Origin of the sequence: Flammeovirga pacifica (assembly GCF_000807855.2) — a bacterium.
Taxonomy (GTDB): domain Bacteria; phylum Bacteroidota; class Bacteroidia; order Cytophagales; family Flammeovirgaceae; genus Flammeovirga; species Flammeovirga pacifica.
Genome location: NZ_JRYR02000001.1, coordinates 3017631 through 3036487, shown reverse-complemented (window position 1 = coordinate 3036487; position 18857 = coordinate 3017631). Strand labels below are relative to the sequence as shown.

Annotated in this window: 16 protein-coding genes; 6 read left to right on the top strand and 10 right to left on the bottom strand. The window is 32.3% G+C overall.

Going from position 1 to position 18857, the window contains the following annotated elements; genetic code table 11:
• The first annotated feature begins 11 nt into the window (after nucleotides 1–11).
• Both NH26_RS11865 and NH26_RS11860 read left to right on the top strand, forming a co-directional pair.
• A complete protein-coding gene (locus NH26_RS11865; RefSeq protein WP_052432043.1) occupies nucleotides 12–1226 on the top strand; it encodes a glycoside hydrolase family 53 protein in 1215 nt (404 codons plus the stop codon).
• Nucleotides 1219–3783, top strand: coding sequence for a glycoside hydrolase 5 family protein (locus NH26_RS11860; RefSeq protein ID WP_071397230.1), 2565 nt, complete (start codon nucleotides 1219–1221; stop codon nucleotides 3781–3783). Before NH26_RS11865 ends, NH26_RS11860 begins: the two co-directional genes overlap by 8 nt.
• Nucleotides 3784–3895: 112 nt before the next feature.
• On the opposite strand, the gene NH26_RS11855 is transcribed toward NH26_RS11860, so the two are convergent.
• Genes NH26_RS11855 through pxpA form a run of 3 tightly spaced genes read right to left on the bottom strand, consistent with a single transcriptional unit; the run spans nucleotide 3896 to nucleotide 6231 of the window.
• Nucleotides 3896–4759 carry a 5-oxoprolinase subunit C family protein gene (locus tag NH26_RS11855; RefSeq protein ID WP_044224114.1) on the bottom strand — a complete coding sequence of 288 codons (864 nt, stop codon included), beginning with the start codon at nucleotides 4757–4759 and terminating at the stop codon, nucleotides 3896–3898.
• The gene (gene pxpB / locus NH26_RS11850; RefSeq protein WP_044224116.1) at nucleotides 4756–5427 is read right to left on the bottom strand and encodes a 5-oxoprolinase subunit PxpB; all 672 of its coding nucleotides are present in this window, start codon (nucleotides 5425–5427) and stop codon (nucleotides 4756–4758) included. Before pxpB ends, NH26_RS11855 begins: the two co-directional genes overlap by 4 nt.
• Before the next feature lie 60 nt (nucleotides 5428–5487).
• Nucleotides 5488–6231, bottom strand: coding sequence for a 5-oxoprolinase subunit PxpA (gene pxpA, locus NH26_RS11845; protein WP_044224293.1), 744 nt, complete (start codon nucleotides 6229–6231; stop codon nucleotides 5488–5490).
• Between the two features lie 355 nt (nucleotides 6232–6586).
• Between pxpA and NH26_RS11840 the strand changes: the two genes are divergently transcribed.
• Both NH26_RS11840 and NH26_RS11835 read left to right on the top strand, forming a co-directional pair.
• The gene (locus NH26_RS11840) at nucleotides 6587–7033 is read left to right on the top strand and encodes a hypothetical protein (RefSeq protein WP_044224118.1); all 447 of its coding nucleotides are present in this window, start codon (nucleotides 6587–6589) and stop codon (nucleotides 7031–7033) included.
• A gap of 85 nt (nucleotides 7034–7118) precedes the next feature.
• Nucleotides 7119–8159 carry a hypothetical protein gene (locus NH26_RS11835; protein ID WP_044224120.1) on the top strand — a complete coding sequence of 347 codons (1041 nt, stop codon included), beginning with the start codon at nucleotides 7119–7121 and terminating at the stop codon, nucleotides 8157–8159.
• Nucleotides 8160–8224: 65 nt separating this feature from the next.
• Here the strand turns inward: NH26_RS11835 and NH26_RS11830 are convergent, their stop codons facing one another.
• The 4 genes from NH26_RS11830 to NH26_RS11815 form a co-directional block, all read right to left on the bottom strand.
• Entirely contained in the window at nucleotides 8225–8935 is a 711-nt protein-coding gene (locus NH26_RS11830; protein WP_044224122.1) for a Bax inhibitor-1/YccA family protein, read from the bottom strand.
• A 43-nt stretch (nucleotides 8936–8978) separates the two neighbouring features.
• Nucleotides 8979–9662, bottom strand: a complete 684-nt coding sequence (locus NH26_RS11825; protein ID WP_044224124.1) for a YggS family pyridoxal phosphate-dependent enzyme — start codon at nucleotides 9660–9662, stop codon at nucleotides 8979–8981.
• 3 nt (nucleotides 9663–9665) lie between these two features.
• Entirely contained in the window at nucleotides 9666–10226 is a 561-nt protein-coding gene (locus NH26_RS11820; RefSeq protein WP_044224127.1) for a DUF4199 domain-containing protein, read from the bottom strand.
• Between the two features lie 94 nt (nucleotides 10227–10320).
• Nucleotides 10321–12360 carry a PP2C family protein-serine/threonine phosphatase gene (locus tag NH26_RS11815; protein WP_084812151.1) on the bottom strand — a complete coding sequence of 680 codons (2040 nt, stop codon included), beginning with the start codon at nucleotides 12358–12360 and terminating at the stop codon, nucleotides 10321–10323.
• 219 nt (nucleotides 12361–12579) lie between these two features.
• Between NH26_RS11815 and NH26_RS11810 the strand changes: the two genes are divergently transcribed.
• On the top strand, nucleotides 12580–14073 hold the full coding sequence (locus NH26_RS11810) for a BamA/TamA family outer membrane protein (RefSeq protein ID WP_071397151.1): 1494 nt from the start codon (nucleotides 12580–12582) through the stop codon (nucleotides 14071–14073).
• Between the two features lie 3 nt (nucleotides 14074–14076).
• On the opposite strand, the gene NH26_RS11805 is transcribed toward NH26_RS11810, so the two are convergent.
• The 3 genes from NH26_RS11805 to NH26_RS11795 form a co-directional block, all read right to left on the bottom strand.
• Nucleotides 14077–14367 (bottom strand): ArsR/SmtB family transcription factor, encoded by a 291-nt coding sequence (locus tag NH26_RS11805; protein WP_044224132.1) that lies wholly within the window; start codon nucleotides 14365–14367, stop codon nucleotides 14077–14079.
• A gap of 100 nt (nucleotides 14368–14467) precedes the next feature.
• The gene (locus NH26_RS11800; protein WP_044224134.1) at nucleotides 14468–15787 is read right to left on the bottom strand and encodes a DUF2851 family protein; all 1320 of its coding nucleotides are present in this window, start codon (nucleotides 15785–15787) and stop codon (nucleotides 14468–14470) included.
• 123 nt (nucleotides 15788–15910) lie between these two features.
• On the bottom strand, nucleotides 15911–16321 hold the full coding sequence (locus NH26_RS11795; RefSeq protein ID WP_044224136.1) for a hypothetical protein: 411 nt from the start codon (nucleotides 16319–16321) through the stop codon (nucleotides 15911–15913).
• A gap of 285 nt (nucleotides 16322–16606) precedes the next feature.
• Between NH26_RS11795 and NH26_RS11790 the strand changes: the two genes are divergently transcribed.
• Nucleotides 16607–18679 carry a S9 family peptidase gene (locus NH26_RS11790; protein WP_044224138.1) on the top strand — a complete coding sequence of 691 codons (2073 nt, stop codon included), beginning with the start codon at nucleotides 16607–16609 and terminating at the stop codon, nucleotides 18677–18679.
• Nucleotides 18680–18857: the final 178 nt, after the last annotated feature.

The window sequence follows — 18857 nt, the reverse complement described above, 5'->3', positions numbered from 1 at the left end:
TGTGCATAAATATGAATATAAAAAATAGTATTTTAATGGTTGCAGCTGTGTTTTTTATGATCAGCTGTTTAAAAGTCGAAGATAAAATTAGACCTCAAACTCCAGATGAAGAAGGGGATAATCCTGTAACTCCTCCAACAGAAAATTCTTTTTATTTTGGAGCTGATCTTTCTTATGTAAATCAAATATTAGCCCATGGAGGAGATTTTAAATTGGATGGAGTATCCAAAAATCCATATGAAATATTTGCCGAAAAAGGAACGAACTTAGTTAGAGTAAGATTATGGCATAACCCCTCATGGCATAACACATTGTATCCTGATGGAGAGATATATTCAAATTTGTCAGATGTAGAAAAAACAATAACAGAAGCTAAAGCCAACAACATGGAAGTTATCCTGGACTTTCATTATTCTGATACATGGGCAGATCCCGAAAAACAGGATGTTCCTGAAGCTTGGAAAGAGATTACCTCTTTAGAAGTACTGTCAGATTCTATTTACAATTATACTTACAATACTTTAGTCGATTTAAAAAGTAAAGGGTTAATGCCCGAGATGGTACAGATTGGGAATGAAATCAATCAAGGAATTTTAAGTACAGGGCAATCAGAAAACTTTCCTAATGTAAGTGTATTTGATGGAAATTGGACGGAACAAAAACAATTATTGAATAGAGGAATAGAAGCTGTTCATGCAGTGAATGAGACTTCGGATATTAAAGCAAAAACTATTATTCATATTGCAGACCCTAGTCACGTTGAGTGGTGGTTTGATGAAGGATTAACTGGTGATGATGCTATTAATTGTGATATCATAGGTATTTCCTACTATCCATTATGGCACGATGGTATTTCTTTTAATGGACTTGAAGGAGCTATTGCTTCAATTAAGAACAAATTCAATAAGGATATTCTAATTGTCGAAACTGCTTACCCTTGGACCACGGAAGCAGGAGATGATTATAACAATTTATTTGGAGGTCAAACGTCATTAACAGGTTATGATTTTACTTTAGAAGGTCAACATAAATTCTTACATGATCTGACTCAAAAAATGATGAATGCAGGTGCTATTGGAGTGGTTTATTGGGAGCCATCATGGGTGGCTGTTCCAATTAAGACACTTTGGGGAGAAGGGTCTTCATGGGAAAATTGTGCCTTTTTTGATTATGAAAATCACAATGCTAATTCAGCATTCGATTATATGACTGATGAATATGAATAAGAAAAAAATATCTACTTTCTTTATCTTTTTTTTAATAATAACATCACTTTTTGCACAGAAAAACCAAGATGTATATGTTGATAAGGAAGGGGTAATGAGATGGCCAAATAAAGAAGAAATTAAAGGCTTTGGGGTAAATTATACTGGACCATTTGCTCATGCTTATAGAAGTGCAAAAAAGATGAACATTGATCTTAAGGACGCAATTGATGAGGATATCTATCATTTTGCTAGATTAGGGTTTGACGGGTATAGAGTTCATGTATGGGATACTGAAATTTCGGATTCTTTAGGTAATTTATTGATCAATGAACACTTAGATTTATTCGACTACATGATTGCCGAATTGAAAAAAAGAGGGGTTAAATGTTTGATTACTCCAATTGCATTTTGGGGTAACGGTTGGCCTGAAAAAGATACCTATTCACCAGGGTTCTCCCATAAATATGGCAAAAGTAATTGTTTGACTAATCCAGATGCTATTCAAGCACAAGTAAATTATTTATATCAATTTCTTAATCATAAGAATAAGTACACGGGGATAGCATATAAGGACGAGCCCAATATTATTGCTTTTGAGATAAGTAATGAACCGCACCATTCAGGAACTCCTAAACAGGTAACAGCATACATAAAAAAGATGTTGAAATCTATGAAATCAACAGGTTGTCAAAAACCTATCTTCTATAATGTATCTCATAGTATTCAATTAGTAGATGCTTATTACAAGGCAGGAATTGATGGAGGAACTTTTCAATGGTATCCAACCAATTTAGTGTCAGGAGAGGAGTTAAAAGGCAATTTTTTAGTGAATGTTGATGATTATAAAATTCCGTTTTCTGATCATAAAATATTTCAAAAAAAGGCTAAAGTAGTCTATGAGTTTGATTGTGCCGATATAATGAAGTCTTATATGTATCCTGCAATGTCTAGAAGTTTTAGAAAGGCAGGGATTCAATGGGCCACTCAATTTGCATACGATCCAACTTTTTTAGCTGATAAGAACACAGAATACAATACACATTATATGAATTTGGCCTATACTCCAAACAAGGCCATAAGTTTAAAAATTTCTAGTGAAATATTCCACGAAGTACCTTTATATGCAGATTATGGTAGATTCCCAGATAATACCACTTTTAAAAGTACCTCAATAAATTATGAAAATGATGTAGTCATTTTTGATAATGAGTCAAAGTACTTTTACACGAACTCCCATCAATCCCAACCAAAGGAAGTAACAAAACTTAAAGAAATAGCAGGTGTTGGTACTTCCACTTTAGTAAATTATGAAGGAACGGGTGCATATTTTCTAGATCAATTAGAAGATGGAGTTTGGCGTTTAGAGGTAATGCCTGATGTTGTGATTACCAAAAACCCTTTAGGAAAGAACAGTTTAAACAAACAATTGGCAGATATCCTTTGGAATACATGGAAAATGAAAATCAACCTTCCTCAACTAGGAAATGATTTTTCGATAAAAGGTGTAAATAAAGATAACCGACTGTTAGGTCAAACAAGTACGGGATCTTTTGATATTCAGCCTGGTGCCTATATTTTAACTAAAAATGGTATAGATCATCATTGGACATCAGCTAGTAAATATCATAATATTACTATAGGTGAATTTAAAGCTCCAAATCAATCAATTGAAAAACCTTTAGTTATTCATAAGGCGATTCATCAAATAAGTGAACATCAAGATGTAGATGTTACAGCACAATTTACAGATGAGCAGCTTCCTCAAGAGCTTCAATTAATAGGTTATAATGATGGAAAAGTTATAAAATGTCAACTTCATCATGTAAATGCCTATACCTATAAAGGGAAAATCAAAGCAGATCAATTGAATGTAGGGTATTTAAACTATACAATTATAGCAAATACCTCTCAGGGTATGATAACATATCCTGAAGGAGTGAAGGGCCAACCAAGTGATTGGGACTTTACATCATCAGAAAAATATTCTACTCGTATTGTAAAAGAAAATACGCCTATCGTATTATTTGATCCTAAAAGTGACTTTGTCTCCTTGAATAAAACTTGGAACAAAGGAGTAAAACTATCTCCAAGTATCTTTACTTCAAGAGATGTTCTTCAAATTAATTTAGCAGAAGTACCCATAGATGAGGCAATGAATGAGCCTACTTATGGAATTCGACATTTTATAGGTGACAAATTACCATCAACTTTGGTATTAAATAAAGATCAAAAAATCAGAATAAAAGCAAGATCTTTAAATGAAGTACCTCAAAAAATGGAGCTATCTTTCGTTGATGTTGATGGCAAGGCTTATGGTAAAACCTTAGCTATTGATCATGAAACTGAAGATTATTTGATTGATATCAAAGATCTCAAACCGACTAAAGTAATAATATTACCGAGAGGTTATCCATCGTTTTTACCTTATTATTTAGAACCATCCGAAATCCAAGAAGAGATTGATTGGAGTAAAATTGAAACACTTCAAATAAAAACACTTGAAAGTCATTGTCAAATTGAAATAGAATCTATTCAATTGACGAATAAGCTGGTGATGTCGTCTCAAGTGAATTAGAAATAAGGTCTAGCTTTCTTTGGAAGGCTAGGCTTTTTTTAATTTAAAAATGAAAAGTGAAGAATGAAAAACGTAAGATATTAAGCTATCGCTCGTGGAGTTATACAATAGTTTAATTTATGATATTGAATCTTACTTTTCCACCAGTATTCATCTGTGCTAAACTATCGCAGGTTTTGCTGTTAAGGTTCAATATTCTTAGATAACCACCAGTGGTAGGTGCATCGGCCATCATAATAATTAAATCGCCACCGCTTGTTAACTGCACGGTGCCTTTGACCATTCCTGAGGAGATAATTTCTTTCTGATTTCCCAATTCTATTTTCTCACTTTCTAATCGATAACCTATTCTGTTGATATCTTTTGATATTGTGAATTCACTGTTGATAACTTTTTGTTTTTGTTGATCGGTCAGCAAATTCCATTCAGGCCCAACAAAACATTCCAAAAGGTTTTCTGATGATATATTTCGGGCTTTAATTACACTATGTCTAGTGGGAATCTGCTCGGGACAAAGTAAAGTGATACGATCCCCTTTTTGTAGTTTTCTTCCCAAATAACCTCCAAATTTTGCAGGAAGATAAGTAGACGAACTATTGTAGACCTTAGGAATATCAAGTACCCCTTTAAAAGCGAGATAGCCATACACGCCCTTTTTTGCGAAACCAATTTTTAATTGATCTCCAGGGTTTAAGGCAATAGTTTTACCTTGAGAAGTGAGTTCGTTATTCACTTTTATCTCCATATCAGCACCATAAAAAGCAGCAGAAAAAGAAATATGAGCAATCAATGTAACTCCTTTCATACACATTTCTAAAAGGGGATAGCTAGGGTCATTTCCAAGTATAGCATTGGCCATATTCGCAGAAGCAACATCCATACATCCGCTTACGGGTATACCTTGATCTTGTACTCCCCATCGTCCTTTATCTTGGACCGTAGAGATAAAACCGCCATCAACTATTTCAAAACTCATAGGTTATTCTGATTTAATTGTTGATATGTGGATAAGTCTATCGGTTCAAATTTTACTTTATCACCCATTTTTACTTTTGGAGGTTGATTAACGTCGAACATCGAGATAGGAGTTTGTCCAATAATTTGCCAACCACCCGGAGTTGCCTGTGGGTAAATTCCCGTTTGTTGATCGGCTAAACCAACGGCTCCAGCCGGAATTTTTAATCGTGGAGTAGATTTTCTAGGAATATATAATTGAGGGGATAGTCCACCTAAATACATAAAACCCGGAGAGAAGCCAATCATATGCACTGTATATAAATTAGATGAATGAAGTTTGATTATCTCATCTACAGAAAGCTTTAATTGATTTTCTACATCTGCAAGGTCTAATCCTAAGGAGGCATCATAACAAACAGGTATTTCTACAATTCTCTGTATTGGTAGATTATTCGGATGTTGAATATTGATGTCTGATACAATGAATTTTAACTCAGAATAGTCAATAATTGTATCATCAAATTGAATTGTGATAGAAGTATATGCTGGAATTACAGAAAGTATTCCGTGAATTGAGATATTCGATAAATAGTAATAATAAGATTTTACTTTTTGATGAACATCAACTGAAATGACATTTTCAAATTGAATGATGAGTGCTGTTTCTCCAAATTTTTTAATTTCCATAAGATTCAAAATTAACTAAATGAAGTATCTAATATCAAATACAATCAAGTCAAATTGATTTTAATCAAATGCTTTAATAGAAACGTGTTGTTCGGAAAGTTTTTGATAAACCAATTGAAGTTGCTGTAATGCTTCTGGAGTGTCTCCATGAAAACAAATACTATCTAACTCCATAGAGATTAAATCGTCATTTTCATCAGCTACTTTTTGATGATTCACCATTTGATGTACTTGTTGCCAAACATCGTTCTGATCATGAATAACAGCATTATTTTTTGATCTAGGTATTAAAAGACCTTCTTTAGTATATCGTCTATCAGCAAAACCTTCTCGGATAAAAGTAACACCTTTATCCTTACACATTGTTTCTAATAAGCTATTAGGCATTCCCATCAGACCCAATTGACCATTGTAGTGTGCTATTAGTCGAAGAATGATTTGAGCTGCAGGTTTATCTTGCATTGCTTTGTTATATAGAGCACCATGTGGTTTAATATAGCTGACATTTGCCTCCACTTCTTTGGCTAAATTAATTAAATGATTGGTTTGGTTGAGAAGAGAAGTAAGTAAGTCGCTTTCATTGATATCCACTGCCTTTCGACCAAAGTTATCTCGATCAGGATAGCTAGGATGGGCACCAATATTTACACCATTTTTTTTAGCCAAAAGCAAAGTAGTTTTCATACTATGATCATCGCCTGTATGGCCGCCACAGGCAATATTGCAAGAAGAAACGTATTGAAGAAGTTGTTCATCAAAAGGAAATCCTTCTCCTAAATCTGCATTAAGATCGATTTTTTTCAATAGAGTAATAGTTGCTGATAGGTGCAAAGTAAATAAAAAACCACTTCAATTGATCTAAAGGGATATAGAAACTAGATTATTATTCTTTTCATACACGATCTATCTTCATAGATAATCCATGTATAAATAGTGTTGGTATACTCATTTATCTTGCTTTTTATTCTTTAATACTATTGAAAAGTACATCATAAAAAGGAAATAAATGAATGTATATTTCTATAATTTGATCTTTAATAGATGTGTTCGCTTTGTATTTTTATCTAATTCTTACATTAATACAAAAGCTGAATTTTTATATCAAAGAATTAATTTATTTCAAAAATTGTATTGATAGTACACCAACGAAGTAATCTACATGAAACCCTACTTTTTAATAACGTCTATTGCATTAAGCTTTTTTATTATTGGATGTTCTGATAACATTGAAAATAATTTATCTACAGATATAGCTTCTAATGTTCAAGGTCAGTATGTAATAGATCAATTTCAACTTGATGGAGATAGAGAGCTTACACCAATATCAGATGATACAGATAATTATATTTCTTTGATTAGACAAGGAGACAGTTTGGTATCAGTTCGTTTAGTAATGAATACTGAAATAGTAGATTTCTCATGGAATTTACAAGAACAAAAAGTGGGTGATATTGGTAAAGAATCTTCTGTTTATGAGTTTGAAGTGGAGCCAGGGACAACAAGCTTGAATAATATGCATTTATACATTACAGAAGATAGACAACTGAAAGCTGTTTTTGAACCTGCTCTTCATCCAAATATTAAAAGTTTACATGCACAGATGTAGTTTGATATGGTTAACACCATTAAGTGATCGATCATTCATTTATTACGTATATAATTGATATTCAATCAAAATAAATGTACTAAAAATGAATTTCAATAAATCTATCTCGAACTTACTTCAAATAATACTTCTTCTATTATCTAATTTAATTTTCGCTGGTAATAATTTTGATTTTGTAAATATCAAAACAGGTAGTTATACATTTTCTAAAAATGTAAAATTAAAATTAGATGGAGCCACAGGTCGTGTCGATATATACATGAAAAATAACACGGTGGCTGAACTAGGAGATATCAATAATCATAATTTGCATTTAGTCATACACGGTAGAGCACGTTTGACAGGACAAAATTTTGCCGGTAGTAACAATTTTATAGGAATTGATGGGAAATTATATTTATCAGCTAAAAAAATTAATATTAATGGTGTTTCGGATTCGTTAGCCGTATCACAAACAATCATAAGTCCTGACAACGGTCGAATAGAATTTAATTTTAATGTTCAAAATCAAAAGAAAAATTCACCTTTTGCTTATTCTTTTCCAAAGAATTATGATAAACAAAAAATTAAGTTTACTCCTGCACTAGTGTATAATGGAGAGTTAAAAGCAGTATCATTTACAAGTGAACCTTTGCCTGTAAAGATGATTTATGTAAAGTATGATAAAAAAAAGAATCAGTTAAAGTGGGAGACAGCTACAGAAATTAATAATGATCACTTTACTGTTGAATACTCTGATGATAAAATTAATTGGTATGAATACAAGACTGTTAAGGGTGTAGGAAATTCCAAGGTGAAAAATGATTATAAATTAATCTTGAATGAAAATAGAATGCATAAATTCTACAGACTTAAACAGGTAGATTTTAATAATGATTTCCAAGTATTTACACCTATTGCTACAAATCTACCTCAAGATATAGAAATCCAATCTAGTCATGGTGAAATTTATGTGAGTGGCGATTATCAAAATGTAGTATTAGCTGTTTACAGCGAACAAGGAAAGCTCATAGTGAATAATACAATTCAACAACATCAAAAAGTCGAAGTACCTAAAAATAAAATTCTAATTGTATGTGTAAATGATGGAGCACATTCGATTAGAAAAAAAATGATTTTACAGTAAAATCAATGACAAAAAAAGGATCAACACCTGAGATGTTGATCCTTTTTTTGTCATCAAAATAGTACTTATTTTCTACCTCCACCAAAGAAACGTAATAAGTATAAGAACAAGTTGATGAAATCTAAGTACAAACTTAATGCACCGAGAATAGCCATTTTATTAGCTGATTCTCCATCCATCATTGCGTAACTCATTTCTTTTAATTTCTGAGTGTCATAAGCAATTAATCCAACAAAGATTAATACACCAACTACTGAAATAATCCAGTATAACCCAGAACTACCAATAAAAATATTTACGATAGAAGCGATGATAACACCAAAAAGCCCCATAATTAAAAGGCTACCCCATGAACTAAGGTCTTTCTTAGTGGTCATACCATAAACACTCATACCTATAAAAGTACCTGATGTAATAAAGAATGTACTAACAATAGCATTAATGTCGTATACATAAAATATACTTGATAAAGTAGCACCAGTTAAAGCTGAATATAAAATAAATAAAACTGTAGCTGTTGCTGAAGACATTTTATTTATAGCTCCACTAATTACAAATACTAAACCTAATTGTGCTATGATTAAACCCCATCTAAATTGAGCTACCATTTGCACATATTCATAGGTGTTAGCAATGTACATAGATGTTAAAGCTGTTATAATAAGTCCAATACTCATTCGACCATATACTTTGGTCATAAATGAACTTTGTGCACCTGCAACCTCTTGATCTGAGTAACGAGGTGACCCGTAATTTTGATAGTTTGTCTCTCTCATTTTTCTTAATGTTTATAATAGAAACGATTGTATTATTTAAAGGTTACGTAGTACTATAATTTCGTGCACCAAATATTGCACTTCCCACTCTTACCATTGTACTTCCCTCTTCCACAGCAATTTGATAGTCGCCACTCATTCCCATTGAAATTTCTGATAGGGCTACATTCTCTAAATGATTGAATTCTGATTTTAGTTCATCAGAAAGTGATTTTAGTGAAGCGAACTCTTTTCTAACTTGATTCTGATCAGGAGTATTTGTAGCCATTCCCATTAAACCAACTACTCTTATATTTTTCATCTCTTTAAATTCATCAGATGATAAGAAAGTAGTTAATTCTTCTTTGTCAAATCCAAATTTTGTTTCTTCTTCAGCAATAAATACTTGAAGTAGAACATCGATAGTTCTCTCATTTTGTAAAGCTCTTTTTTGAACTTCTTTTAGTAAACGAGGACTATCAATCGAATGAATCAAAGAGATAAAAGGGGCTATATATTTTACCTTATTTCTTTGCAAGTGACCTATCATGTGCCATTGAATATCTTTCGGTAGTGCTTCACTTTTATCGACAAGTTCTTGCACTTTATTTTCACCTAAGATACGCTGTCCTGCATCATAAGCCTCTTGAAGTAGTTCATTAGGCTTTGTCTTACTAACAGCAACCAATTTGCAATCAGTACCACTAAGCTTCTGATTAAAAAGATGTATATTTTCAGCTATTGACATGATCTATTTTCTTTTAGTAATCAACATAAATAAGAAGGATGCAAATACCCCAAACATAAGCATACCAATTGCTTGATCTACTGCCATAATGTCTGCAGAAATATGATTTAGCTTTTCTATTTGACTATTGAATTCAGCTTCACCAATAGATTCAATAATTTGCTCTTTCCCTTGCATCATCATCAACTTTAATTCTGTAGCATGTCTATCTAACATACTTTGACCTATATCTTTAGTGCTTAGAATAAGTTGTAGAAAAATACCATACAATGTAGAAGCAACAAGGTTTAGGGTCATTCCTATAAGAATACCGTGAGGTGCTAACATTCTGCCTTGGTTTACTTTTAATCTGAAGTAGGTCATAGACCCTGCGAAGAAAATACCATATATAGGAAAGTATAGATATTTCCATTTACCAAATGCATGAAGACCTAATCCGTAAAGCGACATTGTATAAGCAAAGCAGGTTAATGCAGCGATAACACCAAATATTGCACCTACTTGAAATAACTCAGGACGTATAAATTTTACAGTTTTATCTGCAGTTTGTGTTTGTTCTTTCATAATGATGATTTAATCGCCACAAAAATACAGCATACTTTAAAAAGTGTGGCAATAAAAAGGATAATAAAATGTATTGAGAATCTTTTAATGAGAATTATAACCTGATCAATAAAAGAGTGAAATCATCATCCATTGCTTGTTTTCCCATAAATCCGTAAACATCGTTTAAGATTTTATTGGCAATTTCTTTTAAAGGTAACTGATGATGTTCTTCTACAATTTTTTTCATATGCTCATAGCCATATTCATCGACACCATTCTTGCTTCTTGCTTCTGTAATACCATCAGTATAGAGAATCATTAAGTCGCTAGGATTGTATTTAATCTCGTGATTATGGATAAACTTATTGTAAGAGTTGTTTCTAACGATACCTAAACCAAGTCCTCTATTTTCTAAGAATTGAGCTTCTTGTTTTTGTGTATCATAATACAGCGTAGGACAATGACCTGCTCTTGCAAAGTCAATTTTCATCTCATCTGTATTAATATGTAGGTAAGTAGCTGTAATAAAAGTATCTCTTTGAATACAACCTGTTAAAGCGGCGTTAGCCTTTGTGAAAAACTCATCAGGTTTTATATTTTCTTCTCTTGCTAAAGATTGATAGATCCCTTTCATTTGAGCCATATTAAAAGCTGCTTTAGGACCTTTACCAGAAACATCTGCAATAATGAAACTTACTTCATGATCATTGATACGGTGCATATCATAATAATCACCACCTACAACAATTGCGGGTTCCCAAGTTACATAGCTTTCGATGTTTTCGTTAATTTCTAAACTCTTAGGCATTAATGCTTCTTGTGTTTGTTTAGCAATTTGCATAGAGTTTTTGTAGACCTCATTTTTTACAGCTTTCGAAAGAAGATCAAGGTTGAATAAAGCAATTCCTGCTTGAGCAACATAGGTATTGACAGTCGATTGCATGACAGAATCAATAGAATTATGTAACTTCTTTACCAAAATTAATGAATCTCTTACTTGTTGATCTACTATAATTGGTATAGCCAAAATAGAACGGTAATTTCTATTGGCATTCTCTTTTCTAAAATAGGGTTGGTAGTTTAGTTTTAAAGGAGCACCACCGTTGTAAGGTGCATCTCTAAGATCACTTAGAACTTGCATTACATCCTCTTCTGTAATACCAGTAACTACTTTTACTTCGTAGTCATTACTCATAATCCAACCGGCATCTGCTTGTATACTTTTAAGCGAACTGTTAAGTAAAACTCTGTATACATCCGATTCTTTTTTTCCATCTCTTACCGCTAAACTTAAGTCTCTAAAGCTAGAAATCTCTTGCTCTTTTTTCTCAAAAACACTGGATGTTGGTAAACTGAACAACATAAAAAGTGTTGAAGATGCAGCATACACAAACACAAATATTAATAAGGTAAGTGGAAACAGGTTTTTGATAAGTTCATCAGAAACTAAAGATTGCTCGTAAAAGTAGAATTTTAAACTAGCTACAAAATAGCTCAATGCTAACATGATAAAGCCTAGTTTAAAAATACCTTGAATTTTTTGTTGGAAGTTTAAGTGAGGTACCCATCGAACATTTATCGAAATCATCAAGATCCATATAGTAAGAAATATACTAGGAATCTTGAAATAGACATCAATAGTACCAATTCTAAAGAAATGGGCAATCATTGTAATGCCTAAAAATATCTCGAATAAAAGCCATGAATAATGGGTAAACCGAGTCTGTTCAAACAAAATAAGCTTTTTCCAAGTTACAAAAGTACTAATCAACAAAGTCATTAGTAAGGTAAACTCAATATGGAAAAAGATAGCATATAAAAAGGGAAGGTTATATTTTAATTCATCTCTCAACCAAGTAAGCAATACATTTACTCCCATAGAAAGTAAGGTTGAGAGTAAAGCAACGACAAATATTTGCCATAGTAGCCCTTGAAAGTCCCGTTCTTTTGGTTGGAAAAAGATCCAAATATTAAAATAGGTGGTAATAATCCAAATATTAAGGATCAACCCTTTTACAAAAGAAGGAAAAGGAGCGTGAGGGATATTATAATCCGTTAGATATTGTTCTTGTACACCTATAATCAGAAGCAATACCCAACTGACAATACATGCAATGGTACTGATTCTTTTTACGCTGCTAAAGCTGAACATTTCGTTTATTTTTACGCTTCCTTTGATAATTAATTAAATTTTAAATTATTAATACAAACAAATGGTTCATCAAGAAAATAAAAGAATATATATTGTATATTCGATATTGCATTGACAAAGCATTTATTTAACAAATATAATCGACTTATTGTGCTTTTCTATAAATAAAGGAACAATCTTAGTTGAACATAAAAAAGCTTGATTTTTTTAACAAGCCTTGTGAGAAAGAGAATTAAAAATACATATAGATCCCATCAGTTTAAACTAAAGTTAGTTGTATCATTTATTGGTCTTTTAGTTTTATTATCTTTTCCATCAATAGCACAAAATGATTTGCTTCTGACTGGATTAGATCAATATGAAAAAGATACTGTTGGCTACGTACGTATAAATGCCATTTCATTTATAGGTAACAAAAAAACACATCCTAAAATTATAACTAGAGAGTTAGATATTAGAGATGGATCTTTAGTTCCAAAGAAAGGAATAAAACAATATATCACTTCGGAAAGAAATAAAGTATTTAATACACAGCTTTTTGAGTCTGTAGATGTATTAATTACAGATCAAGGAGATGATACCATAAATGTTGATTTTATCATGGTAGAAAGGTGGTATACTTGGCCTGTACCACTGATAGAATTAGCAGATAGAAGTTTTAATGAATGGTGGAATAACAGAGATGCTGATCTAGGAAGAATCCAATATGGTTTAGATTTTAAGCAGAAAAATATGAGAGGAAGAAATGAAACACTTCACTTACTAATTAAATTAGGTTTTTCTAGACAGTTTACTTTAGGATATTCTTTTCCATATATCGATAAAAAACAAAAAACCAGTCTTTCCTTTAGAACGAGCTACAAAGAAGAAACTACTGTTGCTTATAAAACAGAAGAAAATAAGTTTGTAGAATATGAAAATGATACTGAGGTACAAAGAAGGTCATGGACAGGTAATGTGAACTTCGGAAAAAGATATGGATTTTATGATCATCATAATTTAAACTTTGGGTTTACCTATGATATGGTTAATGATACTATTGCTCAACTAAATCCAGATTTCTTTTTAGACGGAAGAACAGAGTTAAGGTATTTCTCTATGAAGTACACCTACACTCGAGATAAAAGAGATATTACCAGTTATCCGTTAAATGGGTATTACCTACAATTTGGCTTAGAAAAGGTAGGGCTTGGAGTCTTTGGTGATCTTAATAATTTAAACTTAGAATGGTCTACATGGCGTTTTTGGAATATCAATCAGGCCAACCGTTTTTATTATTCTATTGGTTTTGCTGGTAAACTAGGTTTCCCTGAAAAAGTACCTTACAATCAAATGAGAGCATTAGGGTATGGAAATATGTTGGTTAGAGGCTACGATAATTATGTAATTGAAGGACAAAATGCAGGGGTATTTAAAAATGAACTTCGCTTAAGAGCATTTTCAACTTCTTTGAGTTTCCAAAATATCATACGCTCAAAACATATCAAAAGAGTTCCTATAGATGTTTTGATTAAAGGATATGTAGATTCAGGTTATGCTAGGTTTAACGGCGTTGACCCAAGTAATGCTCAGTTTACAAATACGCCACTATTAGGTTATGGATTTGGTATTGACTTCGTAACGTTTTATAGTTCAGTACTCAAATTTGAATACTCATTTAACCGTCATGGAGATGGAGGAGGGTTGTATTTCTACTATTCTGTAGACTTATAACACTTAACCCATATTACATTTACACTCTTCTAGGCAAGACATGATATTCATTACAGCTTTTTCTTTAAGAGAATAGAAAATATTCTTTCCCTCACGCTGAGAAGATAAAATCCCTTTTAATTTCATATTAGATAAATGATGAGACGTGAGTGATTGCTCGCAATTTAATCGTTCACAAATTTCGCTCACACTTAATCGATTGTTACAATCCAATAATTCCAAAATTCTTAATCGAACTGGGTGGGCAATTGTTTTTAAAATAAAAGCCGCTTTTTCTGCCTTATCGTATTCCATAATCCTATTCTGATAAAAGTGACTCACCACTACAAAACAGATGAGTAATTACACAAATATAGTCATTCATGAATAAATGATCATATGATAAAGTAGTTTATTATGATTGTTTTTCAATTGCAATATATGATCGAGTACTTTTTTTACTCATTAAGTGATGTCCAATACAACAATTCATACACTTTTTGGGCTGACAATATCCATTGTAAAGTTCTAAAAAAGCCTGAGAATCAAGAGATGTTCTATTATTTAAGCCAATAGCAGTATACGCTTTAGTGATTTTATTATTTTCTGCAGGAATTGATTCAAGTAAATCAATTGCTTTCTCTTTAAAATGTTCATTTCCTTTATCTATACCGTAGGCAAACTGTAAGGGTACTATCACATTGATGATGATGGAGTCTAAAGTTTTTGTCCCCAATTTTTTTAGTTGTTCTTTTTTTGTCGGAGTACCAAATTTATAATGATTCAACCAATAGGAGGAGGGAGCAACATCCATCAAACGGTAAAAAGCCTGTTTATTTTGAATATGTAAAAAAGCAGAGCATAGATGAGGTATTTGTGTCATCAAACCCGAAAGCTGAGCAATTCTAAGACTAGGGAAGTTGGCAGGTCTAAGCCTTAAGAAATTCCATTCATGCAGACTCATCCCTTTGTTATTAATATTGTATTTGTGTTTTAAAAATCGATACTCTTTTTTTAATTTTTCAGCGTATACATCTAATTTATTGTCATCGAGAAAGCCAGCAGCACCAAATAAAAGGGCTTCATTCGTGATGGGTAAATGTGCATTTAATCGAAGAAGTTTGGCAGGGATACTATCAGCTAATTTTTTTAAAGAGGTATTGTTCACTTTCATGCCTAAGTATTCGGCTAAACACGTATAAGTGGTTTCTTCCCAATCTCGCTTTTTTTCTTCCAGTAATTGAAGGATATGATTTGCCTTTCTTTGTACTCTTTCGAGTAAAATCCGATCAAGCATCTGAATTCTTTTTAACCTTGGAACATATTGTATTTGTTCTTTACAGGCAATAGAATGATTTGTTTGCAGTAACTTTCTATAATTATGAACAACATCGGTCATCAATAAATTTTTTAATTCTAAGCAGGGAATGGCCGTTTTATCTTGATGATATACTTCTATATCAAAATCTAAAACCACATGAAGAATAACATTATCGTATTTTAAATCATCTTGATGTTGGTGCTGATACCATTCTGAGGCTTTTTGATGAATTTCTATATGTCCATGCCATTCTATATCATTAATAAGAACAGAAGCATCCAAAAAATCGGGGCCTGCATGATGATTGTAATATCCAGGAAATAAAACCTGAATTTTTTCTTGATGAGTGGTGAAAATATGAGATTGCTGAAAATACTTGTATTGCCATACAAAGTGTAAAAAGTCTTCGTTCATGAGAAATAGTTAGAATCGTTATTTCTATGAAGTTAGTGAGGAATTTTCTGACAACAAAAAAGCCAAGAGAATTTTTCCCTTGGCTTTTCGAATTACAATTGTGATAAACTACTACTATTATTTTTATTTTTGAGGTCTTGCATACACAAGAACTTTTCTTTGCATTCTATTAATATCTTCTTGGTCTACAGAGAATAAACCTAATTCTAAAGCTTTAAAATAAGCTGCTTTAGCTTTTTCTACTTGACCAGTTCTAACATAATAATCACCTAACACCTCTACTGTCTGACTATTTTCTTTAACTGATAATGCATGATCAATCCATTCTTTTGCAAGAGCTAAATCTGCATTCCAGTTGATAGCGAACATCGCTGCTTTAGTGTATGTTTTATAATCTGAAGCTTCAGCGTTATTAATCATATTAACTAATTTGGCTGAACTTGCTTCGGTTGGAACCTCTAATTCATTTGTATTTGCGAAAGATGAAAATCCTAATGATAATAATAATGATAGAGAGATGATAAAATGTTTCATAGTTGTATTTAGTATTTGTTTTAAAAATTAATTTGACACATTTACTATTATTCCAACTTGATGCCAATAAATTGTAACATATTGGTAATCATTGTTTTAAGACAATTTATCACGTTGTTATTCATAAAATCACGTTCGATACCGAACACAATGCAACGGGTTGAACACTTTGTTATTCAAAAGTGAACACTTTCGAATTTTCTTCTAAATATGTTTCAATTCGTACCTCTTTTTTGAAGTGAATTCAAGTATTAAGCTTATTTTTGTTTTCTAACTGAGAAAATAATGAAGAATAATATCACACCGCCTATTGCACGACGTGAATCAAAAGTGCTAGAAAAACACGGAGACCAACGTACAGACCCTTACTATTGGATGCGTGATAGAGAAAATCAAGAAGTGATTGATTATCTCAATGCGGAAAATAAATACATAGAGGATGTGATGTCGGAAAACAAACAATTCGAAGAAGATCTTTTCGAAGAGTTAAAAGGCCGTATTCAAGAAAAAGATGAAAGTGTTCCTTATAAAGCAAGAGATTACTTTTATTATGTAAGATATATTGAAGGTGGTGAGTATCCTCTTTACTGTAGAAAAAAAGGGTCTTTGGAAGCAGAAGAAGAAGTGATGTTTAACGCCAATGATCACGCTAAAGATCAATCTTATTATAAAATAGGAGGGATGACTGTAGGCGAAGATCAAAACTTATTGGCTTATTCAGAGGATCTTGTAGGTAGAAGAATCTACACGGTTCGATTTAAAAATATTGCTACCCAAGAAATCTTAGAAGATGTATTAGAAGATACTAGCGGAGACGCTGTTTGGGCAGCTGATGGAAAAACTGTTTTTTATACTACTCAAGATAAAGAAACATTACGTCCTGATAAAGTTTGGAGACATACACTAGGAACTCCTCAATCAGAAGATGTTCAGGTGTATGAAGAAACGGATGATACGTTTTGGATTGGTGTTAGAAGAACAAAATCAAGAGAATATTTAGCGATTGAATCAGGTTCTACTTTAACTACTGAAACTAGAATATTAAAGGCAGACAATCCTACAGGAGAGTTTAAAGCTTTTATTCCAAGAGAACGTAAACATGAGTACAGTATTTCACACTTTAATGGTCATTTTTATATTGTGACCAACTGGGAAGCCAAAAACTTCCGATTAATGAAGGTGGCTGAATCTGCAGATACTACCAATAAAGACAACTGGGAAGAGGTTATTGCTCATCGTACAGATACGATGATTGAGGGGCTAGACATTTTCAAAAACTTTTATGCTGTTGAAGAAAGAAGAGATGGATTGGTTCATATCAGAATTATTAAGTGGGAAGACGGTGCAGAACATTATTTAGATTTTGGAGAGGAAACTTATTCGGCATGGACAAGTGCTAATCCAGATTTTAATACAGATATTCTTCGTTTTGGATACAACTCTTTAACTACTCCTTATTCTGAATACGATTATCATATGATAGATCGTACTAAGAAGCTTTTGAAACAGCAAAAGGTAGTAGGAAAGTTTGATTCTAACGATTATGAAGCTAAGCGTTTATATGCAACAGCCAAAGATGGTGTGAAAGTACCTATTTCAGTTGTGTACAAAAAAGGTTTCGAATTAAATGGAGAACAACCTTTATATATGACCGGATATGGTTCTTATGGAATCTCTTATGATGTTGCGTTTTCTCCTTCAAGAATTAGTTTGATGGAAAGAGGATATGCCTATGCCATTGCTCATATTAGAGGAGGAGAAGATTTAGGTCGTGCTTGGTATGAAGACGGTAAACTTCTTAAAAAGAAAAATACATTTGATGATTTTATAGCTTGTTCAGAGTTTTTGATAGATCAAAAATATACATCAGCAGATAAGTTTGTCATTAATGGAGGTTCTGCAGGTGGGTTATTGATGGGGGCCGTAGTGAATGCTCGTCCAGACCTTTATAAATTAGTCATTGCAGATGTTCCTTTTGTAGATGTAGTGACAACAATGTTGGACGAATCAATACCTCTAACTACTGGAGAATATGATGAATGGGGGAATCCTAATGATAAAGAATATTATGATTATATGCTTTCTTATTCGCCATATGACCAAGTTGAGGATAAAAAATATCCGCATATTTTGATTACATCTGGGTTACATGATTCTCAAGTACAATATTGGGAACCTACAAAATGGGCCGCGAAGTTAAGAGTGCAAAACACAAGTGATAATTACATTTTCTTAAAAACGAATATGGAAGCAGGACATAGTGGTGCTTCAGGTCGCTTTCAAAGATTTAAAGAAGTTGCTTTTGAATATGCTACTATCTTTGCTATAGTCACTCCAGATAAAATGCAAAAATTATAGATCAGTAAAATTGATTGATATAGAAATATAAAAGCCATATCATTTGTTTGATATGGCTTTTTTGCGTCTGTATATATCAGTTTATAGTTAAAAGTTATATAAGTATAAATATTTATAATTTCCATCTATTAAATATAATCTACACCTTTGTAATGTTATCAATCAAAAACAATAAATA